The sequence below is a fragment of the Streptomyces sp. NPDC030838 genome, from assembly GCF_055572035.1.
On sequence record NZ_JBVIED010000008.1, the window covers coordinates 42,144 to 66,637 of the forward strand.

Below are 24,494 nucleotides of genomic sequence, written 5' to 3' on the forward strand. Positions count from 1 at the left end.
TGGCGAACGCGCCCCCTTGTGCTCCCCTGGTTCACTCCGAGCGCCTGCCCGGACGGGTGAACGAACGGGGGCCGATGGATACACCCTAGGGGTGGGGGAACCGAGGGGGGACCGTGGAGCGGCGGCAGTGCCACACCCCGTGACCGCCGCCGCTCCACGGGCAGCACACCCGCCCGGGACGGTCAGCCGAAGACGGCCAGGCTCTTCGCCTTGCCCCGGTGCTCCTCGACCAGCGCGAGGAAGCGGCCCTCGGGGTCGAAGACGGCCACCGCGCCGGCGCCCGCGTACTCGTCGGGCATCTCCAGCCGGACGCCGTTGGTGAGCAGCCGGGCCCGCTTGGCGTCGACGTCCCAGCGCGGGAACGCCGCGGAGGCGGCCTCGGCGATCGGCATCACGGTCAGCTCCTGCTGGAGCTGGTCCAGCGTCTTCGCGGCGTCCAGCTTGTACGGCCCGACGCGGGTCCGGCGCAGCGCCGTGAGGTGGCCGCCGACGCCGAGGTCGGCGCCCAGGTCGCGGGCGAGGGCGCGGATGTAGGTGCCGGAGGAGCAGACCACCGACACCACCAGGTCGAGCACGGGGGTGCCGTCGTCGGTGACGGCGTCCCGGACGTCGTAGACCGCGAAGGACTTCACGGTGACCGGGCGGGCCGGGATGTCGAAGTCCTCGCCCTCGCGGGCCCGCTTGTAGGACCGCACGCCGTTGATCTTGATGGCGCTGACCTTGGACGGCACCTGCATGATGTCGCCGGTCAGCTTGGCGATGCCGGTGTCGATGGCGTCGCGGGTGACCTTGGAGGCGTCCGTGGTGGAGGTGACCTCGCCCTCGGCGTCGTCCGTGACCGTGGTCTGGCCCAGGCGGATGGTGCCCAGGTACTCCTTCTCGGTCAGGGCGAGATGCCCGAGGAGCTTGGTGGCCCGCTCCACGCCGAGGACGAGGACGCCCGTCGCCATGGGGTCGAGGGTGCCGGCGTGTCCGACGCGCCGGGTCTTCGCGATGCCGCGCATCTTGGCCACGACGTCATGCGAAGTGAAGCCCGACGGCTTGTCGACGATGACCAGGCCGTCGGGCGGGGTGGGCTTGCGGTTCATTCGGCGATGTCGTCCTCGTCCTCGCCCGGCTTCTTGTACGGGTCGGCCTCACCGGCGTACCTGGCGCCGGAGGCGGCCTCGCGCACCTTGGCGTCGGACTGCCGCGCCTTGTCGAGCAGGTCCTCGATGGTGCGGGCGGTGTCCGGGAGGGCGTCGGCGACGAAGGTGAGGGTGGGGGTGAACTTCACCCCGGCCGCCCTGCCGACCTCGGAGCGCAGGATGCCCTTGGCGCTCTCCAGTCCGGCGGCGGCGGCCTTCCGCTCCTCCTCGTCCCCGTACACGGTGTAGAAGACGGTCGCCTCCCGCAGATCGCCCGTCACCCGGGTGTCCGTGATGGTGACGTGCGAGCCGAGCCGCGGGTCCTTGATCCCGCGCTGCAGCTTCTGGGCCACCACCTCTCGGATGAGGTCCGCCAGCCTCTTAGCCCGCGCGTTGTCGGCCACTGGTCCGTCTCCCGTTCTTTCTCTTCTGCGTTCTTGCGCTGTGCGTTGTTGCGCCTGGGTGGTCAGTCGTCGTCGCCGTGGAAACGCCGGCGCACCGACAGCAGTTCCACCTCGGGGCGGCCGGCGACCAGCCGTTCGCACCGGTCCAGTACGTCGCTGAGGTGCCCCGCGTCGCCGGACACCATGGCCAGGCCGATCACGGCCCGCCGATGGAGGTCCATGTGGTCCACCTCGGCCGCGCTCACCGCGTACTTCCGCTGGAGTTCGGCGACGATCGGGCGGACGACGGAGCGCTTCTCCTTCAGCGACCGTACGTCGCCGAGGAGCAGGTCGAAGGACAGCGTCCCCACATACATGTGTAACCGGTTCACCCGCCGGTACGGGATCGATGGCCCTGCCGTTCGGGCGGGCAGGGACATCAAGAACGGTACCTTGCCCCTGCCGGGGGTTCGACCGTATTTGCCGGGGCCGGGCCCCCGCCGGGCAAGCCGCAGTGGCCGACGGGAGACATGTCCCGCCGGCCACTGTCAGGCACTAGGCCTTACGCGCGCGGCTTCTCGCGCATCTCGTACGTCGCGATGACGTCGTCGACCTTGATGTCGTTGAAGTTGCCGAGGTTGATACCGCCCTCGAAGCCTTCGCGGATCTCGGTGACGTCGTCCTTGAAGCGACGCAGGCCCTCGATCGTGAGGTTCTCCGCGACCACCTTGCCGTCTCGGATGAGGCGGGCCTTGGTGTTGCGGCGGACCTCGCCGGACCGGATGAGCACACCGGCGATGTTGCCCAGCTTGGACGACTTGAAGACCTCGCGGATCTCCGCCGTACCCAGCTCGACCTCTTCGTACTCCGGCTTGAGCATGCCCTTGAGGGCCGCCTCGATCTCCTCGATCGCCTGGTAGATGACCGAGTAGTACCGGACGTCCACGCCCTCGCGCTCGGCCATCTGCGCCGCGCGGCCGGCCGCGCGGACGTTGAAGCCGATGACGATGGCGTCGGAGCCCATGGCCAGGTCGATGTCGGACTCCGTGACCGCACCGACGCCGCGGTGCAGGACGCGGATGTCGACCTCTTCGCCGACGTCCAGCTGGAGCAGCGAGGACTCGAGGGCCTCGACCGAACCGGAAGCGTCACCCTTGATGATCAGGTTCAGCTGCTGGACCTCGCCGGCCTTGAGCACCTTGTCCAGGTCCTCCAGGGAGACGCGGCGCGTGCGCTTCGCGAAGGCCGCGTTGCGCTCACGGGCGGCACGCTTCTCGGCGATCTGACGGGCCGTACGGTCCTCGTCGACCACCAGGAAGTTGTCACCCGCACCCGGGACGTTGGTCAGGCCCAGGACCTGGACCGGCGTCGACGGGCCGGCCTCGGCGACGTTGTTGCCGTTGTCGTCGAGCATGGCGCGCACACGACCGTAGGCGTCGCCCACGACCATCGTGTCGCCGACCCGCAGCGTGCCTCGCTGGACGAGGACCGTCGCCACGGCACCACGGCCGCGGTCGAGGCGGGACTCGATCGAGATGCCCTGCGCGTCCTGGTTCGGGTTGGCCCGCAGGTCGAGCGAGGCGTCGGCCGTGAGGATCACGGCCTCCAGCAGGTCGTCGATGTGCAGACCCTGCTTGGCGGAGATGTCGACGAACATGGTGTCGCCGCCGTACTCCTCGGCCACCAGGCCGTACTCGGTCAGCTGACCGCGCACCTTGGTCGGGTCGGCGCCCTCGACGTCGATCTTGTTGACCGCGACCACGATCGGCACGTCGGCCGCCTTGGCGTGGTTGAGCGCCTCGACCGTCTGCGGCATGACGCCGTCGTTGGCCGCGACGACCAGGATCGCGATGTCGGTCGACTTCGCACCACGGGCACGCATGGCGGTGAACGCCTCGTGACCCGGGGTGTCGATGAAGGTGATCTTGCGCTCTTCGTCGTTGACCTCGGTCGCGACCTGGTAGGCACCGATGTGCTGGGTGATGCCGCCGGCCTCGCCCGCGATGACGTTGGTCTTGCGGATGGCGTCGAGCAGTCGGGTCTTACCGTGGTCGACGTGACCCATGACGGTCACGACCGGCGGACGGACGACCAGGTCCTCCTCGGAGCCCTCGTCCTCACCGAACTCGATGTCGAAGGACTCGAGCAGCTCGCGGTCCTCCTCCTCCGGGCTGACGATCTGAACCGTGTAGTTCATCTCGTCGGCGAGGAGCTGGAGGGTCTCGTCGGAGACGGACTGGGTCGCGGTGACCATCTCGCCGAGGTTCATCATGACCGCGACGAGCGACGCCGGGTTGGCGTTGATCTTCTCCGCGAAGTCGGTGAGCGACGCGCCGCGGGAGAGACGGATGGTCTCGCCGTTGCCGCGCGGCAGCATCACGCCGCCGACGCTCGGGGCCTGCATGGCCTCGTACTCCTGGCGACGCTGCCGCTTCGACTTGCGGCCACGACGCGCGGGACCACCGGGACGACCGAAGGCGCCCTGCGTGCCACCGCGGCCACCGGGACCGCCGGGACGGCCGCCGAAGCCGGGACGGCCACCGCCGCCGGCACCGGGACCACCCGGACGACCGGCGAAGCCACCGCCACCGCCGCCACCGGGACGACCGGCGAAGCCACCGCCACCGCCGCCACCGGGACGACCGGCGAAGCCGCCGCCACCGGGACGACCGCCGCCGCCACCCGGACGACCGCCGGCACCGGGACCGCGGCCGCCGGGGCCACCGCCCGGACGCGGGCCGGCAGCGGGACGCTGCGGCATCATGCCGGGGTTCGGACGCGGGCCGGCCGGGCCGGGACGCGGACCGCCCTGCGGACGCGGCATCGAGCCCGGAGTCGGACGGGAACCGCCCGGAGCCTGCGGACGCGGACCGCCGCCCTGGGCGCCGGGCGCCTGCGGACGGGGACCGGCGCCGGGGGCACCGGGGCCACCCGGACGCGGGGCACCCTGCGGACGCGGGGCCTGCGGGCGGGCCATACCGGCGTTGCCACCGGAGGTGAAGGGGTTGTTGCCCGGACGCGGACCGGCCGGACGAGCGCCCGGACGCGGTGCCTGGCCGCCGGGACGACCGCCCTGGGCGGCGGCGGGACGCTGACCGCCCTGCTGCCGGTCCTGGCCGGGCGCGCCGGGACGGGCGCCGGGCTTCGGGGCACCCGGACGGGGACCGCCGGGCTTGGGCGCGGCGGACGGAGCCGGAGCCGACGGCGGAGCGGTGAACTCCGGGGCGGCCGGGGCCGGACGCGGCGCGGGCTTGGGACCCGGCACCGGACGCGGGCCGGGGGCCGGCGCGGGAGCCGAGGGCTGCTGGGCCACCGGAGCCGCGGGCTGCGGGGCCGTCGGAGGCTTGGGGGCGCCCGGCTTCGGAGCAGCCGGACGTGCCGCCTGCGCCGGAGAGGGCGCGGGGGCGGGCTTGGGGGCAGCCTTGCGCGGGGCGGGCTTGCCGGCGGACTTGCCGTTGCCACCGCCCTGGAAGGCGTCAGTCAGTTTGCGTACAACCGGCGCTTCGATCGTCGAAGACGCCGAACGGACGAATTCACCGAGTTCCTGGAGCTTGGCCATGACGACCTTGCTCTCCACACCGAACTCCTTGGCGAGTTCGTATACCCGGACCTTAGCCACTTCGCTCCTTTGAGGTCCGGGTTGCGGCCGGACCGTCGCTAGTTCATGGGCGTACTCATCGCGTACTCATCGAGTGCTCATCGCAATCTCGACCTGCTTTCGACTCGCGAGGTACCAAGCCGCACGGGGGGTTCCGTACGGCACGCTTTCTTACCGTGTTGCCTGGTCGGCAACTGTTGTCCGCTCGACGTACCGGCGCAACGCCTTTGTTTCGAGCGCTCCCGGGGCGCGCAGTGCCCGCGTGAACGCCCGGCGGCGAACCGCCTGGTCGAGACAGACCAGTGCGGGGTGTACATACGCACCCCGGCCGGGCAGCGTACCGCGAGGATCGGGGACGCACTCGTCCTTGATCGCCACGATGCGCAGCAGCTCCGTCTTGGCCGCTCGTTCCCGGCACCCCACACAGGTGCGTTCAGGGCATGCGCGGACCCGCGTCCGGCCAGACACTCCTCAGTCTACCTCCCCGTACGCACCTCACCCCTTTGGGGCAGGATTCGAACAGTTGCCGCGCGACAACCTGTCGTGATCTAAGCGCCGCGCGGCTTGGATCTATTCCCCGGTCTGCTCGGTGTCCGGACGGATGTCGATCCGCCAGCCGGTGAGCCGGGCCGCGAGGCGGGCGTTCTGCCCCTCCTTGCCGATCGCCAGCGACAGCTGGTAGTCGGGGACCGTGACCCGGGCGGACCGGGCGGCCATGTCCACGACCTCGACCTTGGAGACCCGGGCCGGGGACAGCGCGTTCGCCACCATCTCGGCCGGGTCGTCCGACCAGTCGACGATGTCGATCTTCTCGCCGTTCAGCTCGCCCATGACATTGCGCACACGACCGCCCATCGGGCCGATGCAGGCGCCCTTGGCGTTCAGGCCCGAACGGGTGGAGCGGACGGCGATCTTCGTACGGTGACCGGCCTCACGTGCGATGGCGGCGATCTCGACGGACCCGTCGGCGATCTCCGGCACCTCCAGCGCGAAGAGCTTCTTCACCAGATTGGGGTGCGTGCGGGAGAGGGTGACGGACGGACCGCGGACCCCCTTCGCCACCCGAACGACGTACGACCGCAGCCGCATGCCGTGCGGATACGACTCGCCGGGCACCTGCTCCTGCACCGGCAGGATGGCCTCCAGCTTGCCGATGTCGACGAGCACGTTCTTCGGGTCGCGGCCCTGCTGGACCACGCCGGTGACGATGTCGCCCTCGCGGCCGGCGTACTCGCCGAGCGTCGCGTCGTCCTCGGCGTCGCGCAGCCGCTGCAGGATGACCTGCTTGGCGGTGGTGGCGGCGATACGGCCGAAGCCGGACGGGGTGTCGTCGAACTCGCGGGGCTCCTGGCCCTCCTCGAGGTCTTCGGGGTCCTCCTTCGCCCACACGGTCACGTGACCGGTCTCGCGGTTGAGCTCCACGCGCGCGTGTCGGCGGCTTCCCTCGGTGCGGTGGTAGGCGATGAGGAGGGCCGACTCGATGGCCTCGACCAGCAGGTCGAAGGAGATCTCCTTCTCCCGTACCAAGCCCCGCAGGGCACTCATGTCGATGTCCACGGCTACGCCTCCTCTTCCTTCTTGTCCTTGCGGTTGAACTCGACCTGGACGCGCGCCCTGGCGATCTCGCCGAAGGCGAGGCGGCGCGCGGTGGGCTTGCGCCCCTTGACTCCGGGCACCTCCAGCTCGACGCCCTCGTCGTCGACCGTGAGGATTCTGGCGACCAGCTCGCCGCCCTCCGTGAGCTGGAACCTCACCAGCCGGCCGGTGGCGCGCGCATAGTGCCGGTGTTCCGTGAGGAGGCGTTCCGCGCCCGGGGTGCCGACCTCGAGGTCGTACGCTCCCGCGCCCATCGCGTCGGTCTCGTCGAGCTTCGCCGAGAGCGCGCGGCTCACATCGGCGATCTGGTCCAGGTCCGCCCCGGTGTCGGAGTCGACGACCACGCGCAGCACCCGCTTGCGTCCGACAGAGTCCACTGCGATCTCTTCGAGATCCAGGCCCTGGGAGCTGACGAGCGGTTCCAGCAGTTCTCGCAGCCTCTCGCTCTGGGTGGTGCTCATCCGGGTGACTCCTCGGCCGCGTGTGCTGTTGTGGGATGGGTCGCGTGTCAGGTCAAAGGGTATCCGGTCCCGGGGAGTGTTGCCGTCCACCGGTGTCCGGGCGGTGCCGATGAGTGGTGTCGGACAGGTGCGCGGGTACCGTGATCACGGGCGGGCCGCCGGGTGCCGCTCATGACGTTCGTACGAGCCTCCGAGGACGCCAGCCGTGCCGTACCCCCCGCCGTCGCGCACCCCCTCGGGGCCGCGCCGAAGAACCCTGCTCGCCTCGGCCGCCGGGGTCGCCCTCCTGACGGGCTGCACCGCCGGTTCCGAGGACTCCGACGGCGCCCGGGGCGGCAGCCCGTCGGCCGTCGCCCGGACGCGCGCGCGTGCCGCGAGGGACAGCGGGCGGCTGCTCGACCACTACGACGCCGTGCTCGCCGCGCACCCCCAGCTGGCGGAGCGGCTGAAGCCGCTGCGGGCGGAGGTCGTACGGCACCGGCAGGCCTTCGGAGGCGGCGGTACGGCCTCGACGCGGGCCACGCCCTCGTCGTCACCGTCCGCCGCGCCCTCCGCGTCCCCGTCGCCCGCCGTGCCCGGCGACGAGAAGACCGCCCTCACCGAGCTGGCGGCCGCCGAGCGGGCTCTCGCCGACCGGCGGGCGAAGGCCCTGATGGACGCCCCGGGCGAACTGGCCCGCCTGCTGGCCTCCGTGGCCGCGTCCGGCGCGGCGCACGCGTACCTGCTGACGGAGGCGGCGAAGTGAGCGTGGTGGCGGAGCAGCCGACAGCCCGGTCGGCGGCCTCGGAGCGATCGAATGAGCGGGGCCACGGAGCGGCGGCCGGCCGCGGCAGCGGCGCGTTGCGTGGCCGAGGCGGCCCGATGAGCGGGGTCGCGGAGCGGCGGCGGGCTGGGGCAGTGGTGGCAGCGGTGGATCTCATGGCGGAGGCGGGCAGGTGACCGAGGCGGCGGAGCGGGAGTTGGGTGCTTTGCAGGCGGCGCTGGCAGCGGAGCATGCGGCCGTGTACGGGTACGGGGTCGTCGGGGGGCGGATCCGGGAGGAACGGCGTGGCGAGGCGCGGACGGCGTATGACGCGCATCGGGCGCGGCGGGACGCTCTCGCGCGGGAGGTGCGGGATCTGGGCGGCGAGCCGGTCGCCGCGGCCGCGGGCTACGCGCTGCCGTTCCCGGTGACGGACTCGGAGACGGCCGTGCGGCTCGCCGCCGAGCTGGAGGAGCGCGTGGCCGGCGTCTACTCCGACCTGGTGCGGGCGGCCGAGGGGCAGCGCCGGGGCACCGCGGCGGCCGCGCTGCGGGAGGCGGCGGTGCGGGCGGTGCGCTGGCGGGGCGGGAGCGTAGCCTTCCCTGGGCTCGCCGAACGGGCGGGCACCGCGTCGGCGTCCGCGACGCCCACGACGTAACGCGCACCGGAAGGGAACGACTCGCGTATGGCTTTCGAACCGCCGCGGCGTCTGGTCAGGGCGCTCGGTGAGACGGCACCGGACGGTGACGACTGGTTGGAGAAGCTGCCCGAGACGGCCGAGCGGGCCGTCGCGCTACGCGAGTTGACCGTCGAGCGGGTGCAGGTGCCGGGTGGTCGCAGCAGTCTGGTGGTGCTGGTACGGCGCCCGGACGGGACCCCGGCCGTGCTAAAGCTGGCGCCGCCCCGGGCCCGCCCGGAGAGCGAGCGGGCCGCGCTCGCGCACTGGGGCGGACGGGGTGCCGTACAGCTGCTGGAGGAGGACTCGCCCGACGGGGCGCTGCTGCTGGAGCGGCTGCACCCGGATGTGTCGGTGCGGTCGCTGCCGGAGGCGAAGGCGCTGCTGGAGGCGGCGGGCACGCTGCGCCGGCTCTGGGTGGCGCCACCTGCTGACGGCGGCGCGCACACCTTCGAGACGGTTGCCGAACGGACCGGGCGGCAGACCGCGGCGATGCGGGCGAGCGCGGAAGCGGACGCGGAGGTGGCGCCGCTGGTCGAGGTGGCGCTCGCGGCGCGTGCGGAGCTGCTGGCGGCGCCGCCGGAGGAGCGGCTGCTGCACGGCACGTTCCGGCAGAGCAAGGTGCTGGCCGGGGAGCGGATGCCGTGGCTGGCCGTGGGGCCGGACCCGGTGGTCGGCGAGTGCGCCTTCGACCTGGCGCGGCTGGTGCGCGACCGGGTGGAGGACCTGATCGCCTCGCCGTCGGGCGCGGCGACGACCCGCCGCCGGGTGAAGCGGCTCGCGGAGTCGCTGGACGTGGAACAGGAGCGGCTGCGCGGCTGGACGCTGTTCCGGGCGGTGGAGTCGGGGGTCAGGGCCCGGCGGGTGGGCCGGGAGCAGGACGCGGAGCTGTTGCTGGAGTTCGCGAGCTGGCTGTAGCCCGAGGTGCGGGGGCCGTCGCCCCCGCACCCCTGCCGTCCATTACGCCGTCAGGCGCGCGACGGCCTCCTCGACCGTCAGCTCCTCGCGCTCGCCGGTCCTGCGGTCCTTCAGCTCGACCACGCCCTCACCCGCGCGGCGCCCGGCCACCAGGATCTGCGGTACGCCGATCAGCTCGGCGTCGGTGAACTTCACGCCCGGGGACACCCCGGCCCGGTCGTCGACCAGGACGCGCACTCCGGCCGCCGCCAGCTTCTCGGAGATGTCCAGGGCCAGCTCGGTCTGCAGGGCCTTGCCCGCCGCGACGACGTGGACGTCGGCCGGGGCGACCTCCTTGGGCCAGCACAGGCCCTTGTCGTCGGCGGTCTGCTCGGCGAGGGCGGCGACCGCGCGGGAGACTCCGATGCCGTAGGAGCCCATGGTCACGCGGACCGGCTTGCCGTTCTGGCCGAGGACGTCCAGCTTGAGGGCGTCGGTGTACTTGCGGCCCAGCTGGAAGATGTGGCCGATCTCGATGGCGCGGTCCAGCTTGAGGCCGGTGCCGCACTTGGGGCAGGGGTCGCCCTCCTGGACCACCACGACGTCGACGTACTCGTCGACCTCGAAGTCACGGCCCGCGACCACGTTCTTGGTGTGCGTGTCCGGCTTGTTGGCGCCGGTGATCCAGGCCGTGCCCGGCGCCACGCGCGGGTCGGCGACGTACTTCACCTTGTCCAGGCCCTGCGGGCCGACGTAGCCGCGGACCAGGTCGGTGCGGCCCGCGAAGTCCGTCTCGGTGACCATCTCGACGACGGCCGGGGCGAAGTGCGCCTCGACCTTGTCCATGTCGACCTCGCGGTCGCCGGGCACGCCGACGGCGACGATCTCGCCGTCGACCTTCACCAGGAGGTTCTTCAGCGTGGCGGAGGCCGGGACGCCGAGGGAGGCGGCCAGGGTCTCGATGGTCGGGGTGTCCGGGGTGGGGATGTCCTCGGCGGCCGGGACAGCGGCGGCGTCGACCGGCTTCAGCTCGTAGGTGATCGCCTCGGTGTTGGCGGCGAAGTCGCAGTTCGGGCAGTCCGCGAAGGTGTCCTCGCCGGCCTCGGCGGGGGCCAGGAACTCCTCGGACTTGGAGCCGCCCATCGCGCCGGCGGTGGCGGCGCAGATGCGGTAGTCGAGGCCGAGGCGCTCGAAGACCTTCTGGTAGGCCTGGCGGTGCAGGGCGTAGGACCGGGCGAGGCCCTCGTCCTCCAGGTCGAAGGAGTACGAGTCCTTCATCAGGAACTCACGGCCGCGCAGGATGCCGGCGCGGGGGCGGGCCTCGTCCCGGAACTTCGTCTGGATCTGGTAGAGGATCACCGGCAGGTCCTTGTAGGAGGACGCCTGGTCCTTCACCATCAGGGTGAAGATCTCCTCGTGGGTCGGGCCGAGCAGGTAGTCGCCGCCCTTGCGGTCCTTCAGCCGGAACAGCTCCTGGCCGTACTCGTCCCAGCGGCCGGTCGCCTCGTACGGCTCACGCGGCAGCAGGGCGGGGAGCAGCACCTCCTGGGCGCCGATGGCGTCCATCTCCTCGCGGACGATGCGCTCCACGTTGGCGAGGACCTTCTTGCCGAGCGGCAGCCAGGTCCAGACGCCCGCCGCGGTCCGGCGCACATAGCCGGCGCGGACGAGCAGCTTGTGGCTGAGGACCTCGGCGTCGGCCGGGTCGTCGCGCAGGGTCTTCGCCATCAACTGGGACATGCGCTGGACCGGTGCGTTGGCCATGGTTCTCGTACTCCTGCTGCGTAAGGGTGGTGGCTAGGAGGTTAGCCGGGCAGTACGGGGCGGTGGAAATCGGTTAGCGGCGGCGCAGCGGCAGCGGGGCACCCATCACGGCGTACGGCCGGGGCGCGCTGGGGAACAGGACGCGGCGGGCCAGGTCCTGGTAGCCCAGGGAGTGGTAGAGGCCGCGGGCCGGGCTGTCGGTGTCGATCGCGGAGAGGATCGAGCGGGGCTCGGTGGCGGTGTCCGTGATCGTGGTGATCAGGGCGCGGCCGATGCCGCGGTTCTGGTAGCGGGGGTGGACGTGCAGCTCGGTGATCACGAAGGAGTCGTCAAGCCAGGCGTCGTTGCCCTGGGCGCGGAGGTAGGGCTCGACGATCGTGGACCACCAGTGGGTGCGGCTGTTGGGCATGCCGTAGACGAATCCCACGAGGCGGCCTTCGGGGGTGGTGGCGCCGAGGGCGCGGGCGCCGGGGTAGGTCATGTGGCGCAGCACGATCTGGCGGCGTACGGCGACTTCGTCCGGGCCGAGGCCGAAGGCCAGGGCTTGGACGGCCAGCGCTTCGTCGACGTGGGCGGGGAGGTCCAAGGCGGCGATCGTGATGTCGCGAAGCATGCGGGGAGCCTACAGGGGGGTTTCGCTTGTCCGCCGGGTGCGGGCTGATTGTGGCTGGTCGCGCCCACGCGGCGGTAGCCGTACATCGATAACGGCCCCGCGCCTGGGGAGTTCAGAACAGGACACTCATGAAGGCGCCGACCTCCTGGAAGCCGACTCGGCGGTACGTTCTTCTCGCCGCCGTGTTGTAGTCGTTCACGTACAGGCTGACCACGGGGGCCACGTCCGCGAGGGCGTAGCGCAGGACCGCCGCCATGCCGGGAGCGGCCAGGCCTCTTCCCCGGTACTCGGGGGCCACCCAGACGCCCTGGATCTGGCAGGCCTGCGGGGTCGCCGCGCCGATCTCCGCCTTGAAGACGACCTTGCCGTGCTCGTCGAGGCGGGCGAAGGAGCGGCCGGAGCCGACGAGTTCGGCGACCCGGGCCTGGTAGAGCAGGCCGCCGTCGCCGGCCAGCGGGGAGACGCCGACCTCCTCGGTGAACATCGCCACGCACGCCGGCATGATCGTCTCCATCTCGTCCTTGCGGACGCGGCGGACGTACGGGTCCGGGGCGATGTCGTCCGGCATCCGGTCGGTGACCATCAGCGGCTGGTGGGCGCGGACCTCGCGGGCCGGGCCCCAGTGCGGTTCGAGCAGCCGCCACAGCTCGGCGGTGGGTTCGGCGGGGCCGACGATGGAGGAGCAGCGGCGGCCGGCCCGGCGGGCACGGTCGGCGAAGGCGCGGACGGCGCGCGGGGTGGCGCAGATCGGGACGAGGTTGGCGCCCGCGTAGCACAGCGAGGTGAGCATGCCGTCCTCGTACCAGCCCCACATCTCGCCGCCGAGGCGCCAGGGGTCCAGGCCGGCGACCTGGACCCGGGACGTCACGAAGGCGTTGTGGACCGGCTCGCGGTGCAGGACGGCGAGCGCGGCGTCCAGGTCGCTCGGTTCGAGGACCCGGGAGGTCGTCTGGGTCAGCACGTACGGAGCCCTCCGGGGTCAGCTGCTGGTCTCCGCACTGTACCTCTGCGTTTGCTTGGTCGGCGGGCGCGCCCAAGAGCTCGGGGGCGCCTCCCCGCGCCCTCCGTCAGCCGGCTACCGACACCGACGGCTCGCCCGACGCGACGCCCTCCGCCTCCATCTGCTCCGCCAGCTTCATGGCCTCCTCGATCAGCGTCTCCACGATCTTGGACTCGGGGACGGTCTTGATGACCTCGCCCTTGACGAAGATCTGGCCCTTGCCGTTGCCGGAGGCGACGCCGAGGTCGGCCTCGCGGGCCTCGCCGGGGCCGTTGACGACGCAGCCCATGACGGCGACGCGGAGCGGGACCTCCATGCCGGTCAGGCCGGCGGTGACTTCCTCGGCGAGCTTGTACACGTCCACCTGGGCGCGGCCGCAGGACGGGCAGGAGACGATCTCCAGGCCGCGCTGGCGGAGGCCGAGGGACTGCAGGATCTGGAGGCCGACCTTGACCTCCTCGACGGGCGGGGCGCTCAGGGACACCCGGATCGTGTCGCCGATGCCCTGCGAGAGCAGCGCGCCGAAGGCGACCGCCGACTTGATCGTGCCCTGGAAGGCGGGGCCCGCCTCCGTCACGCCGAGGTGGAGGGGGTAGTCGCACTGCGCCGCGAGCTGGCGGTAGGCCTCGATCATGACGACCGGGTCGTTGTGCTTGACCGAGATCTTGATGTCGTGGAAGTCGTGCTCCTCGAAGAGGGAGGCCTCCCAGAGGGCGGACTCGACGAGGGCCTCCGGGGTGGCCTTGCCGTACTTCTGGAGCAGCCGCCGGTCGAGGGAGCCCGCGTTGACGCCGATGCGGATCGGGGTGCCGTGCTCCTTCGCCGCCTTGGCGATCTCCTTGACCTTGTCGTCGAACTGCTTGATGTTGCCCGGGTTCACCCGGACCGCCGCGCAGCCCGCCTCGATGGCGGCGAAGACGTACTTCGGCTGGAAGTGGATGTCGGCGATGACCGGGATCTGCGACTTGCGGGCGATGGTCGCGAGGGCGTCCGCGTCGTCCTGGGTGGGGCAGGCGACCCGGACGATCTGACAGCCGGAGGCGGTCAGTTCGGCGATCTGCTGAAGGGTGGCGCCGATGTCCGACGTACGGGTCGTCGTCATGGACTGGACCGAGACCGGCGCGTCCCCGCCGACCGCCACGGATCCGACCTGGATCTGCCGGCTCTTCCGGCGCTCGGCGAGCTTGGTCGGAACGGACGGCATGCCGAGAGAAATCGCAGTCATCTGCTGTGCAACCCCAAGTCGTGGATCAAGGTCCGGTCCCGTTCAGCGGCGGGCTCCGGGCTTCGAGATTACGGCACCGGCCCAGACCTAAGCACATCACACCCGAGAACCACTCGAACGGGAGGCGGCCCGGCGGGTGAATGCCGCCGGGCCGCCGGGAACGCGGTGTGACTACGAGATTCTGACCGGGTTAACGACGTCCGCGATCAGCACCAGGATCGTGAAGCAGATGAAGATCCCGGCCACCACATAGGCCACCGGCATCAGCTTCGCCACGTCGAACGGGCCGGGGTCGGGGCGGCGCAGCAGCCGGGCGGTGTTGCGGCGCAGCGACTCCCACAGGGCGCCCGCGATGTGCCCGCCGTCGAGCGGGAGCAGCGGGAGCATGTTGAACAGGAACAGGGACAGGTTGAAGCCCGCGACCAGCATCAGCGCCATGGCGAGCTGCTGGGTGGGCGGGATGTCCAGGGTGAAGATCTCGCCGCCGACCCGGGCCGCGCCGACCACGCCCATCGGGGAGTCGGGCTCGCGCGGGGCGCCGTCGAAGGCGGCGTTCCACAGGGCGGGGATCTTGCCGGGCAGGGCGGCGAGGGAGTCTACGGCTTCGCCGACCCGGTCGCCCATCCACGTCACCGAGTCGCCGAAGTCCTGCTTGACCACGCCGGTGGCGGCGCTGAAGCCGAGGAAGCCGGCGGTGACGTACTCGCCCTCGACGATCTGGCCGTTGCCGTCCTTCTTCGCGACCTGGTTGGTGGCGATGGTGGCGTGCAGGGTGACGTTCTCGCCCTTGCGGTCGACGACGATCGCGACCTTCTCTCCGGGGTGGGAGCGGATCAGGTCGGAGAGCTGGTTCCAGTTGTCGGTGCGGACGCCGTCGAAGGCGACGATCTTGTCGCCCGCGCGCAGGCCCGCCGCGGCGGCCGGGGAGTCCGGGTCGGTCTTCTTGCAGGTGTCGCGGGCCTGGCTCTGCGGGACCACGCACTTCTGGACCTCGCTGACCGTGGTGGTCTGCTGGGTGACGCCGAAGCCCATCAGCACGACCAGGAACAGCGCGATGGCCAGCACCAGGTTCATGAACGGGCCCGCGAACATCACGATGACCCGCTTCCACGGCTTGCGGGTGTAGAAGAGGCGGGTCTCGTCGCCCGGCCTCAGCTCCTCGAAGGCGGCGGAGCGGGCGTCCTCGATCATGCCGCGCCACGGGGAGGTGGAGCGGGCCTCCAGCTTGCCGTCGGGGCCCGGCGGGAACATGCCGATCATGCGGATGTAGCCGCCGAGCGGGATGGCCTTGATGCCGTACTCGGTCTCGCCCTTCCTGCGCGACCAGATGGTCGGGCCGAAGCCGACCATGTACTGCGGCACGCGGATGCCGAACAGCTTGGCCGTGGAGAGATGCCCCAGCTCGTGCCAGGCGATCGAGAACAGCAGGCCGACCGCGAAGACGACTATGCCGAGGATCATCATCAGGGTCGTCATGCACGGGCCTCCGCCGTCATCGCCGTCAGTTCCCGGGCCCGGGTGCGCGCCCAGGTCTCCGCTTCGAGGACGTCCGCCACGGTGAGCGAGGTTCCCGTGCGCGGGGTGCCGTGCTCCTCGACGACCCGGGTCACGGTCTCGATGATCCCGTTGAACGGCAGCGCGCCGCCGCGGAACGCCTCCACGCACTCCTCGTTGGCCGCATTGAACACCGCCGGGGCGGTGCCCGCGAGCTCACCGACGTGCCGGGCGAGGTTCACCGAGGGGAAGGCCTCGTTGTCGAGCGGGAAGAACTCCCAGGTCGAGGCCTTGCTCCAGTCGAAGGCCGGGGCCGCGTCCGGGACCCGCTCCGGCCAGCCGAGACCGATGGCGATCGGGCCCCGCATGTCGGGGGGCGTCGCCTGGGCGAGCGTCGATCCGTCCGTGAACTCCACCATCGAGTGGACATACGACTGCGGGTGCACGACGACCTCAATGCGGTCGAAGGGAATGTCGTACAGCAGGTGCGCCTCGATGACCTCCAGGCCCTTGTTGACGAGCGTCGCGGAGTTGATGGTGATCACGGGGCCCATCGCCCAGGTGGGGTGGGCGAGGGCGTCCTCGACGGTGACGGAGGCCAGCTCCTCCCTGGTCCGGCCGCGGAAGGGTCCGCCGGAGGCGGTGACGACGAGCTTCCGGACATCCGCTCGGGTGCCTGCCGCCAGCGCCTGGAAGAGCGCGGCGTGCTCGGAGTCGACCGGGATGATCTGCCCCGGCTTGGCGAGCGCCTTGACCAGCGGGCCGCCGACGATGAGCGACTCCTTGTTGGCGAGCGCGAGGGTGCGGCCCGCCTCCAGGGCGGCGAGGGTCGGGGCGAGACCGATGGAGCCGGTGATGCCGTTCAGCACGGTGTGGCAGTCGGAGCCGGCGAGCTGGGTGGCCGCGTCCGGTCCGGCCAGGATCTCGGGCAGCGGCTCCCCCGGGCCGTACTCGGCGCTCAGGGCCTCGCGCAGCGCCGGTACGACATCCTCGCGGGCCACCGCCACCGTCCGGACCCGCAGCAGCCGGGCCTGCTCGGCGAGGAGGGCGACCCGTCCGCCGTTGGCGGACAGGCCGGTCACCCGGAAGCGGTCCGGGTTGCGCAGCACGAGATCGATGGCCTGGGTGCCGATCGACCCGGTGGAGCCGAGGATCACCACGTCCTTCGGTCCGTCGGCCGTCACCGGGTCGTAGACGAGGTGCGGGTCGGCGAGGGCGCGGGGGGATGGACTGTCGCTCATGCCTCCATTCTTGCGGTAAGGCCGGGCCGCGAGGACAGCGCGTCCCTCACGCGGGTGTCGTCCGTCACTCGGGGATGATCCGGCGTACGTCGGGACGGGGTGTGTCGGGGGTGTGGGTGTCGGCGATCCACGGGCCGTCGTCGGAGGGGTCGACGATGCCCGACTCCAGCCACTCGTACGCACCCGCCAGGACGCCCTTCACCACCTTGCGGTCCAGGTCGTCCGTGTTGGACCACAGGCGCGTGAAGAGGGCGTCGACGCGGAGCCGGGCCTGGTGGCAGAAGGCGTCGGCGAGCTGGTAGGCCTCGCGGCCGTGGTCGTTCCGGTTGCGCAGCAGCTCGGCGCGGACGCAGGCGGCGCTCATGGCGAAGAGTTCGGCGCCGATGTCGACGATCCGGCCGAGGAAGCCCTGCTTGGTCTCCATCCGGCCCTGCCAGCGGGACATGGCGTAGAAGGTGGAGCGGGCGAGCTTGCGGGCGGTGCGCTCGACGTAGCGCAGGTGCGGGGAGAGGTCGACGCCGCCGTGCCGGAACTCGGCGTAGGAGCGCGGAAGCTGGCCGGGGCCCGCGATCAGCTTCGGGAGCCACTTGGCGTAGAAGACGCCCGCCTGCGCGCCCGCCTTCGCCTTGTCCTGGAGGGACTTGTCGGGGTCGATGAGGTCACCCGCGACGGAGAGGTGGGCGTCGACCGCCTCGCGGGCGATGAGGAGGTGCATGATCTCCGTCGAGCCCTCGAAGATGCGGTTGATGCGCAGGTCGCGCAGGATCTGCTCGGCCGGGACCGCCCGCTCGCCGCGCGCCCTGAGCGACTCGGCGGTCTCGAAGCCCCGGCCGCCGCGGATCTGGACGAGTTCGTCGGCCATGAGCCAGGCCATCTCGGAGCCGTAGAGCTTGGCGAGGGCGGCCTCGATGCGGATGTCGTTGCGGTCCTCGTCGGCCATCTGGGACGACAGGTCCAGGACGGCCTCCAGGGCGAACGTCGTCGCCGCGATGAAGGCGATCTTCGAGCCGACCGCCTCGTGCAGCGCGACCGGCTTGCCCCACTGCTCGCGCACCCCGGACCACTCCCGGGCGATCTTCAGGCACCACTTGCCGGCGCCGACGCACATGGCGGGCAGGGAGAGGCGGCCGGTGTTCAGGGTGGTCAGGGCGATCTTCAGGCCCGCGCCCTCGGGGCCGATGCGGTTCGCGGCGGGGACCCGGACGCCCTGGAAGCGGGTGACGCCGTTCTCGAGGCCGCGCAGGCCCATGAAGGCGTTGCGGTTCTCGACGGTGACGCCCGGCGAGGAGGTCTCGACGACGAACGCGGTGATGCCGCCCTTGTGGCCCTCGGACTTCGGGACGCGCGCCATCACGACGAGCAGGTCGGCGACCACCCCGTTGGTGGTCCACAGTTTCACCCCGTCGAGGACGTAGTCGTCGCCGTCGGGGACCGCGGTGGTGGCGAGGCGTGCCGGGTCGGAGCCGACGTCCGGTTCGGTGAGCAGGAAAGCGGAGATGTCGGTGCGGGCGCAGCGCGGCAGGAAGGCGTCCTTCTGCTCCTGCGTGCCGAAGAGCTTCAGCGGCTGCGGGACACCGATGGACTGATGGGCGCTCAGCAGGGCGCCGACCGCGGGGCTGGCGGAGCCGGCCAGGGCGAGGGCCTTGTTGTAGTAGACCTGGGTGAGCCCGAGCCCCCCGTACTTGGGGTCGATCTTCATGCCGAGGGCGCCGATTTCCTTGAGCCCGTTGATGGTCTCGTCGGGGATGCGCGCCTCGCGTTCGATGCGGGCCGAGTCGATCTCGGTCTCGCAGAACGCGCGCAGCTTCGCCAGGAAGTCCTCGCCGCGGCGGACGTCCTCGTCGGCCGGGAGCGGGTGGGGGTGGATGAGGTCGAGGCGGAAACGGCCGAGGAACAGTTCCTTGGCGAAGCTGGGCTTGCGCCAGTGCTGTTCCCGGGCCGCCTCCGCCACCTGGCGGGCCTCACGTTCGGTGACGACGGGTCGGGTGGTGGGAGTGGCGGACATGAGGCTCACCTCGCCGCGAATCGGGATCAAGGTCCAATTGGTTACCGACGGGTGCTACGCGATCGTATGTACCCGATAACGGACCGTCCCACCACCCTTCGCGCGGCCGTTCAGCCGATGCGGACGGAGTACTTCTTCGTGTTCAGCCGTCCCGTGCCCGTGAAGACCTCGGTGCCCACCTCGATGCCGGAGACGTACTGGTCGTTGCTCAGCACACTTCTTGGCGTCCTGGCCGGCCTGCGCGACCGTGACGCCCGCGGCGGCGGCCAGGGCGACCGTGGTGGCGACGAGTGTCTTCGCCTTCTTGGACAGGCGCGGTCTGCGGTGTTGCATCGGGGGTCCTTCCGAGGGGACTGTTCACCTACGCCCCCTGGTCGCCACCGGCCGCGAGAAGATTGCCGGACAGAAAGCTGTCGAAGCGCTTCGACAACCTATGGACACCCACCCGCGCTGGGGCTACTGTCGAACCACCCTCACCCGCCGTTGTTCGCAATGCGCACTGTCGAAGCGCTTCACAAAGCTTGGAGAGCGGATGGTCACCCTCGCCGAGGTCGCCCAGCACGCCGGAGTCTCGGCGAGCACGGTGAGCTATGTCCTCAGCGGCAAGCGGTCCATCTCCGCGACCACCCGGCAGCGGGTCGAGCAGAGCATCCGGGAGCTGGGGTACCACCCGAACGCCGGCGCCCGCGCCCTGGCCAGCAACCGGTCGAACATCATCGCGCTGATGATCCCGCTGCGCACCGACATGTACGTGCCGGTGATGATGGAGATCGCCATCGCGGTGGCCACCACCGCCCGCACCCACGGTTACGACGTCCTGCTGCTCACCGGCGAGGAGGGACCCGACGCGGTGCGCCGGGTCACCGGCAGCGGGCTCGCCGACGCCATGATCCTGATGGACGTCGAGCTGGAGGACGAGCGCCTGCCACTGCTGCGGGGCGCCGGCCAGCCGTCCGTGCTGATCGGACTGCCCGCCGACACGACCGGCTTGACCTGCGTGGACCTCGACTTCACGGCGACCGGCGCGCTGTGCGTGGAACATCTGGCGTCGCTCGGCCACCGCGACATCGCTGTCATCGGCGAGGCCCCGGCGGTCTACGAACGGCACACCGGCTTCGCCGAGCGCACCCTCGACGGACTGCGGGCCCGCGCCCGCGAGCTGGGGCTGCGGGTGCTGCACCGCCCCTGCGAGGGCGGGTACGACGCGATGGCGGCGACGCTCGCCCGGGTCTTCGACGAGCGTCCGGCGACCACCGGGTTCGTGGTGCAGAACGAGTCGGCGGTCGAGCCGCTGCTCGCGCTGCTGCGCCAGCAGGGCCGGGCCGTTCCGGAGGACGTCTCGGTGGTGGCGATCTGCCCGGACCAGGTCGCCGTCCAGGCCTCGGTGCGGCTGACCTCGGTCGCCATCCCGGCCCAGGAGATGGGCCGGTACGCCGTGGAGCACCTGGTCGCCAAGCTGGACGGGCGCGGCAGCGACGAGGTCGTGCTGATCGCGCCCGAGCTGACGGTCCGCGCGAGCACGGGACCGGCGCCCGCCGCGTCCTGACGGTCCTGTCCTGACGGGCACTCCCCTCTCCTCACCCCTTCGCTGGGCATCCCCATGTCTTCAGGAGCACGCCACGTGATTCAGCCTGCCGAAATCCAGCCCAAGGTCAGCCTCGCGCAGTCCTCCCCCACCGTCGGCACGTTCCGGGAGCGGGACGGCGCGCTGGAGTGGAGCGGCCGTCAGGAGACGCTGCGGATCGAGCCGTGGGGCCCGGACGCGGTCCGGGTCCGGGCCCGGCTGGGCGGCCCGGTCCTCGACGGCCTGCCGGGCGCCCTGCTCGCCGAGGCCCCGCCCACCGAGAGCACCGTGAAGATCGGCGACGGAGAGGGACAGCTCACGGTCGGCGCGCTGACCGTGCGGGTGAACGCCGAGGGTCTGATCCGTTTCCTGCGCACCGCCGACGGCGGCGAGATCCTCGCCGAGGAGCGCGCCCACTTCTGGTGGCCGGGCCCGCGGCTGTACACCGCCGTCGGCAACGGCTACCACCGCCTCGAGCAGCGCTTCGCCGCCTACGACGACGAGAAGCTGTACGGCCTCGGCCAGCACCAGCACGGCCGGCTGGACCAGAAGGGCCTGGTCCTGGACCTGGTCCAGCGCAACGCCGAGGTCGGCATCCCGGTCGTCGTCTCCAGCCGCGGCTACACCCTGCTGTGGAACAACCCGGCGATCGGCCGGGTGGAGCTGGCGCACAACGGCACCCGCTGGGTGGCCGACTCGGCCCGCCAGATCGACTACTGGATCACCGCGGGCACCCCGGCCGACGGCCAGCGCCGCTACAGCGCGGTGACGGGCCGTACGCCGATGCTGCCGGAGTGGGCGGCGGGCTTCTGGCAGTGCAAGCTGCGCTATCGCACGCAGGACGAACTCCTCGCCGTCGCCCGGGAGTACAAGCGCCGCGAGCTGCCCCTCGACGTGATCGTCTGCGACTTCTTCCACTGGACGCACCTCGGCGAGTGGAAGTTCGACCCGAAGGAGTGGCCGGACCCGGCGGCGATGGTCCGCGAGCTGGACGAGCTGGGCGTCAAGCTGGTCGTCTCCGTCTGGCCGTCGGTGTCCCCGCTGAGCGAGAACCACTCCCTCATGGAGCAGCGCGGCTATTTCATCGGCACCCAGTACGGTCCGATGGCGCACGCCGACTGGCCGGACAAGGAGGTCGCGTCGACGGTCCAGGTGGCCTTCTACGACGCGACCAACCCCGAGGCCCGGGAGTTCGTCTGGTCCCGTGTCCGCGACAACTACCTGGTCCCGTACGGCATCACGGCGTTCTGGCTGGACGCGTGCGAGCCGGAGCTGAAGCCGGGCTTCCAGGAGAACCTGCGCTACTGGGCGGGTCCGGGCCTGGAGGTCGGCAACCTCTACCCGGCGGAGAACGCCCGCACGTTCCACGAGGGGCTTCTCTCGGAGGGCGAGTCGGACATCATCACCCTCAACCGCTCGGCGTGGGCGGGCAGCCAGCGCTATGGCGCGGCCCTGTGGTCCGGTGACATCGGCACCGACTTCGCGACCCTGCGCCGCCAGATCGCGGCCGGTCTCAACACCGCCCTGTCCGGCATCCCCTGGTGGAACACCGACATCGGCGGCTTTCACGGCGGCGACCCGGACGACGAGGCGTACCGGGAGGTGATGGTCCGCTGGTTCCAGTTCGGCGCGCTCTCCCCGCTGATGCGCCTGCACGGCTTCCGCGACCCGGGCATGCCCCTGGGCCCGGAGATGACCGGCGGCCCGAACGAGGTGTGGTCGTACGGCGAGGAGGCCGGCGCGATCATGGAGCGGTACCTGCGGCTGCGCGAGCGGCTGAAGCCGTACGTCCTTCAGGTCATGCGCGAGGCCCACGAGGAGGGCCTGCCGGTGATGCGGCCGCTGTTCCTGGAGTTCCCCGAGGACCAGGCGGCCTGGTCGGTGGACGACGCCTACCTCTTCGGCCGGGATCTGCTGGTCGCCCCGGTGCTGACCGCGGGTGCCACGGCCCGCACGACGTATCTCCCGGCGGGCGCGCGCTGGACGGACGCGTGGACCGGTGAGACGTACGAGGGCGGTACGGCCGTGACGGTCGACGCCCCGCTGGACCGCATCCCGCTGTTCCTGCGGGACGGGGCGCGGCTGCCCGTCGCGGAGTAGCCGCGTCGTGGGGGGGCGCCCGGAGAGGGGACCGGGCGCCCCCGCCCGCTCATCGGGTCCCGAGGTAGTAGCTGACCTGCGGGGGCTGGTTGTATCCGGTGTTCTGCCAGGCGATGCCGAGGCGGTAGACCGGGTCGCTCATCAGGGTGGGGAGGCGGAAGTCGGTCGGGTGCGGGGTCGTGTACAGCCGCAGGGCGGTGGAGTCGGCGTTGCGCCAGATCATCTCCTCGCGCCAGTCGCCGAGGAGGTCGGCGGAGAGCGCGGGGTTGCCCTTGGTCCAGTTGTTGGACTGGGCGGCCTGGTCGTACCAGATGCGGCTCAGCTCTGTGCCGCCCGTGTACTTGAGGATCTGCCCGTACCCGGTGCCGGAGGTGCCGGACCAGCGGTGGTCGAGCAGTTCGCGGTGGGCGTCGCCGTCCCACCAGATCGCCGAGTTGTACGAGGCTCCCCCGCTGAAGGTCGGCACCCCGTCGCTGATCTTCGTGCCCGTGGCGGTGTAGAGGCCGCCGGCGCTGGACCAGCACTCGGCGCCCGCGTGGTCGCGGGTGAGGTCGGCGCACAGACCGCGGCCGACGTCGCTGCCGGTCCGCAGGCCCCACAGGACCTGGCCGGTGCGGGCGTCGTGCATCTCGTAGCCGTACGCGGCGCTCGTGCTCTCGTGGACGTTGAACGACTCCAGGCCAGGCCGTGTCGGGTCGAGGTCGCCGACGTGCAGGGCGTCGCCGTGCCCGAGCCGCGTGGTCCACAGCCCGCTGCCGTTGTCGTCGACGGCCATGGCGCCGTACAGGATCTCGTCCTTGCCGTCGGCGTCGACGTCGGCGACCGCGAGGTTGTGGTTGCCCTGCTGGTCGAAGCCCTTGCCGTAGTTGGTGGAGGAGTTGGTGTCGAACGTCCAGCGGCGGGTGAGGTCGGTGCCGTTCCAGTCGTAGGCGGCGATCGCGATGCGCTCGTAGATGCCCCGGCTGAAGATCATGCTCGGCCGGGTGCCGCTGACGTAGGCGGTGGCCGACAGCAGGCGGCCCTCGCGGTTGCCCCAGGTGTCGCCCCAGTCGGCGACCGAGCCGCGGGCGGGCTGGAAGGGGACGGAGTCCATGACGCGGCCGGTCTGCCCGTTGAAGATCGACAGGTACTCCGGGCCGCTGATGACGGCGCAGTTGGCGGCGAGGTGGGAGGCGTTCGGGTCGCCGATGACGGTGCCCGCGGAGTCGCGGGAGCCGTCGGAGGTGCGGACCGCCATCTCGGCCTTGCCGTCCCCGTCGTAGTCGTAGACCTGGAACGAGTCGTAGTGCGAGCCGCTGCGGACGTTGGTGCCGAGGTTGATCCGCCACAGGCGGGTGCCGTTCAGCTCGTAGGCGTCGAAGATCGTCGGGCCGGTGCAGGTGCCGGAGTTGGCCACGTCGGTGGCGTTGGAGGGCACCCACTTCAGGACCAGCTCGTACTGGCCGTCGCCGTCGAGGTCGCCGACGCTCGCGTCGTTGGCGGAGTAGGTGTAGGCGACGCCGTCGCGGGTGGTGCCGCCCGGGGGCTTCTGGAGCGGGATGTCGAGGCGTCCGTTCGCCCAGACGCGGGCGGTGCCGCCCGGGGTCTCGGTGCCGCCCACGACGGCCCGCACCTCGTAGGTGGCGGTCGAGGAGCCGCCGGTGTCCAGGTGGCTGGTCCTGGCGGTCTCCTGGATGAGGGTGCCGTTGCGGTAGAGCCGGAAGGTGACGTTCTCCGGGTCGTCGCCGAGCATCCGCCAGGTGACCAGGACACCTCCGGAGGCGGGCACGGCGACCGGGCCCCGGTCCAGCTTCTCGGCGACGCGGGCGGCGGCCAGCGCGGTGGCGGCTCTGTTGGCGGGCGCCGGGACCGTCGGCTCGGCGGCTCCGGCCGACTGGTACAGCGCCAGGCCGCCCGCGCCGCCCGCCAGCAGGGCGGCGAGCGTTCCGGCGAGCAGCCGGGCGGGGCGGCGGTGGTGCGAGGTGCGGCTCGATCCGATCATCAGAACCTCGTCCGTCGGGAACGGTTG

Annotated in this window: 20 protein-coding genes; 5 read left to right on the forward strand and 15 right to left on the reverse strand. The window is 71.6% G+C overall.

Annotated features, from left to right (window positions below; genetic code table 11):
* Positions 1-182 precede the first annotated feature (182 nt).
* The 7 genes from truB to rimP form a co-directional block, all read right to left on the reverse strand.
* Entirely contained in the window at positions 183-1,088 is a 906-nt protein-coding gene (truB, locus tag ACZ42A_RS21330; protein ID WP_468528819.1) for a tRNA pseudouridine(55) synthase TruB, read from the reverse strand.
* Positions 1,085-1,531, reverse strand: coding sequence for a 30S ribosome-binding factor RbfA (gene rbfA / locus ACZ42A_RS21335; protein WP_468528820.1), 447 nt, complete (start codon positions 1,529-1,531; stop codon positions 1,085-1,087). The genes truB and rbfA overlap by 4 nt, the downstream gene beginning before the upstream one ends.
* A 62-nt stretch (positions 1,532-1,593) precedes the next feature.
* Complete coding sequence (locus ACZ42A_RS21340; protein ID WP_468529061.1) at positions 1,594-1,887, reverse strand: DUF503 domain-containing protein; 294 nt, start codon at positions 1,885-1,887, stop codon at positions 1,594-1,596.
* Positions 1,888-2,072: 185 nt separating this feature from the next.
* Entirely contained in the window at positions 2,073-5,129 is a 3,057-nt protein-coding gene (gene infB / locus ACZ42A_RS21345; protein WP_468528821.1) for a translation initiation factor IF-2, read from the reverse strand.
* Between the two features lie 150 nt (positions 5,130-5,279).
* Positions 5,280-5,576, reverse strand: a complete 297-nt coding sequence (locus ACZ42A_RS21350) for a YlxR family protein (protein WP_468528822.1) — start codon at positions 5,574-5,576, stop codon at positions 5,280-5,282.
* Positions 5,577-5,678: 102 nt separating this feature from the next.
* Positions 5,679-6,665 carry a transcription termination factor NusA gene (gene nusA, locus ACZ42A_RS21355; protein WP_468528823.1) on the reverse strand — a complete coding sequence of 329 codons (987 nt, stop codon included), beginning with the start codon at positions 6,663-6,665 and terminating at the stop codon, positions 5,679-5,681.
* A gap of 2 nt (positions 6,666-6,667) precedes the next feature.
* Positions 6,668-7,165 (reverse strand): ribosome maturation factor RimP, encoded by a 498-nt coding sequence (gene rimP / locus ACZ42A_RS21360; RefSeq protein WP_468528824.1) that lies wholly within the window; start codon positions 7,163-7,165, stop codon positions 6,668-6,670.
* Between the two features lie 205 nt (positions 7,166-7,370).
* On the opposite strand from rimP, the gene ACZ42A_RS21365 reads away from it, so the two are divergent.
* The 3 genes from ACZ42A_RS21365 to ACZ42A_RS21375 all read left to right on the forward strand — a co-directional run bounded on the left by ACZ42A_RS21365 (position 7,371) and on the right by ACZ42A_RS21375 (position 9,501).
* Positions 7,371-7,910 (forward strand): hypothetical protein, encoded by a 540-nt coding sequence (locus ACZ42A_RS21365; protein ID WP_468528825.1) that lies wholly within the window; start codon positions 7,371-7,373, stop codon positions 7,908-7,910.
* A gap of 190 nt (positions 7,911-8,100) precedes the next feature.
* On the forward strand, positions 8,101-8,565 hold the full coding sequence (locus ACZ42A_RS21370; RefSeq protein ID WP_468528826.1) for a ferritin-like domain-containing protein: 465 nt from the start codon (positions 8,101-8,103) through the stop codon (positions 8,563-8,565).
* A gap of 27 nt (positions 8,566-8,592) precedes the next feature.
* Complete coding sequence (locus ACZ42A_RS21375; RefSeq protein WP_468528827.1) at positions 8,593-9,501, forward strand: aminoglycoside phosphotransferase family protein; 909 nt, start codon at positions 8,593-8,595, stop codon at positions 9,499-9,501.
* 42 nt (positions 9,502-9,543) lie between these two features.
* On the opposite strand, the gene ACZ42A_RS21380 is transcribed toward ACZ42A_RS21375, so the two are convergent.
* The 7 genes from ACZ42A_RS21380 to ACZ42A_RS21410 all read right to left on the reverse strand — a co-directional run bounded on the left by ACZ42A_RS21380 (position 9,544) and on the right by ACZ42A_RS21410 (position 18,822).
* Positions 9,544-11,244, reverse strand: a complete 1,701-nt coding sequence (locus ACZ42A_RS21380) for a proline--tRNA ligase (RefSeq protein WP_468528828.1) — start codon at positions 11,242-11,244, stop codon at positions 9,544-9,546.
* Between the two features lie 73 nt (positions 11,245-11,317).
* Positions 11,318-11,857, reverse strand: coding sequence for a GNAT family N-acetyltransferase (locus ACZ42A_RS21385; RefSeq protein ID WP_468528829.1), 540 nt, complete (start codon positions 11,855-11,857; stop codon positions 11,318-11,320).
* 112 nt (positions 11,858-11,969) lie between these two features.
* Entirely contained in the window at positions 11,970-12,818 is an 849-nt protein-coding gene (locus ACZ42A_RS21390) for a GNAT family N-acetyltransferase (protein WP_468528830.1), read from the reverse strand.
* Between the two features lie 106 nt (positions 12,819-12,924).
* Entirely contained in the window at positions 12,925-14,082 is a 1,158-nt protein-coding gene (ispG, locus tag ACZ42A_RS21395) for a flavodoxin-dependent (E)-4-hydroxy-3-methylbut-2-enyl-diphosphate synthase (protein WP_468528831.1), read from the reverse strand.
* Between the two features lie 171 nt (positions 14,083-14,253).
* Entirely contained in the window at positions 14,254-15,546 is a 1,293-nt protein-coding gene (locus tag ACZ42A_RS21400; RefSeq protein WP_468529062.1) for a M50 family metallopeptidase, read from the reverse strand.
* Between the two features lie 8 nt (positions 15,547-15,554).
* Positions 15,555-16,817 (reverse strand): 1-deoxy-D-xylulose-5-phosphate reductoisomerase, encoded by a 1,263-nt coding sequence (dxr, locus tag ACZ42A_RS21405; RefSeq protein WP_468528832.1) that lies wholly within the window; start codon positions 16,815-16,817, stop codon positions 15,555-15,557.
* A gap of 64 nt (positions 16,818-16,881) precedes the next feature.
* Positions 16,882-18,822, reverse strand: a complete 1,941-nt coding sequence (locus ACZ42A_RS21410) for an acyl-CoA dehydrogenase family protein (protein WP_468528833.1) — start codon at positions 18,820-18,822, stop codon at positions 16,882-16,884.
* Positions 18,823-19,354: 532 nt separating this feature from the next.
* On the opposite strand from ACZ42A_RS21410, the gene ACZ42A_RS21415 reads away from it, so the two are divergent.
* Entirely contained in the window at positions 19,355-20,368 is a 1,014-nt protein-coding gene (locus ACZ42A_RS21415) for a LacI family DNA-binding transcriptional regulator (protein WP_468528834.1), read from the forward strand.
* A gap of 75 nt (positions 20,369-20,443) precedes the next feature.
* Positions 20,444-22,486 carry a glycoside hydrolase family 31 protein gene (locus ACZ42A_RS21420; RefSeq protein ID WP_468528835.1) on the forward strand — a complete coding sequence of 681 codons (2,043 nt, stop codon included), beginning with the start codon at positions 20,444-20,446 and terminating at the stop codon, positions 22,484-22,486.
* A gap of 49 nt (positions 22,487-22,535) precedes the next feature.
* Here the strand turns inward: ACZ42A_RS21420 and ACZ42A_RS21425 are convergent, their stop codons facing one another.
* Positions 22,536-24,467 (reverse strand): rhamnogalacturonan lyase, encoded by a 1,932-nt coding sequence (locus tag ACZ42A_RS21425; RefSeq protein ID WP_468528836.1) that lies wholly within the window; start codon positions 24,465-24,467, stop codon positions 22,536-22,538.
* Positions 24,468-24,494: the final 27 nt, after the last annotated feature.

Excerpts from the sequence above, each read along its gene's own strand:
- ACZ42A_RS21410 (WP_468528833.1), bottom strand. The coding sequence starts at position 18,822 with ATGTCCGCCACTCCCACCACCCGACCCGTCGTCACCGAACGTGAGGCC.
- ispG (WP_468528831.1), bottom strand. The coding sequence starts at position 14,082 with ATGACTGCGATTTCTCTCGGCATGCCGTCCGTTCCGACCAAGCTCGCC.
- ACZ42A_RS21385 (WP_468528829.1), bottom strand. The coding sequence starts at position 11,857 with ATGCTTCGCGACATCACGATCGCCGCCTTGGACCTCCCCGCCCACGTC.
- ACZ42A_RS21425 (WP_468528836.1), bottom strand. The coding sequence starts at position 24,467 with ATGATCGGATCGAGCCGCACCTCGCACCACCGCCGCCCCGCCCGGCTG.
- rimP (WP_468528824.1), bottom strand. The coding sequence starts at position 7,165 with ATGAGCACCACCCAGAGCGAGAGGCTGCGAGAACTGCTGGAACCGCTC.
- dxr (WP_468528832.1), bottom strand. The coding sequence starts at position 16,817 with ATGAGCGACAGTCCATCCCCCCGCGCCCTCGCCGACCCGCACCTCGTC.
- ACZ42A_RS21400 (WP_468529062.1), bottom strand. The coding sequence starts at position 15,546 with ATGATGATCCTCGGCATAGTCGTCTTCGCGGTCGGCCTGCTGTTCTCG.
- ACZ42A_RS21375 (WP_468528827.1), top strand. The coding sequence starts at position 8,593 with ATGGCTTTCGAACCGCCGCGGCGTCTGGTCAGGGCGCTCGGTGAGACG.
- ACZ42A_RS21340 (WP_468529061.1), bottom strand. The coding sequence starts at position 1,887 with ATGTATGTGGGGACGCTGTCCTTCGACCTGCTCCTCGGCGACGTACGG.
- ACZ42A_RS21415 (WP_468528834.1), top strand. The coding sequence starts at position 19,355 with ATGGTCACCCTCGCCGAGGTCGCCCAGCACGCCGGAGTCTCGGCGAGC.
- ACZ42A_RS21380 (WP_468528828.1), bottom strand. The coding sequence starts at position 11,244 with ATGGCCAACGCACCGGTCCAGCGCATGTCCCAGTTGATGGCGAAGACC.
- truB (WP_468528819.1), bottom strand. The coding sequence starts at position 1,088 with ATGAACCGCAAGCCCACCCCGCCCGACGGCCTGGTCATCGTCGACAAG.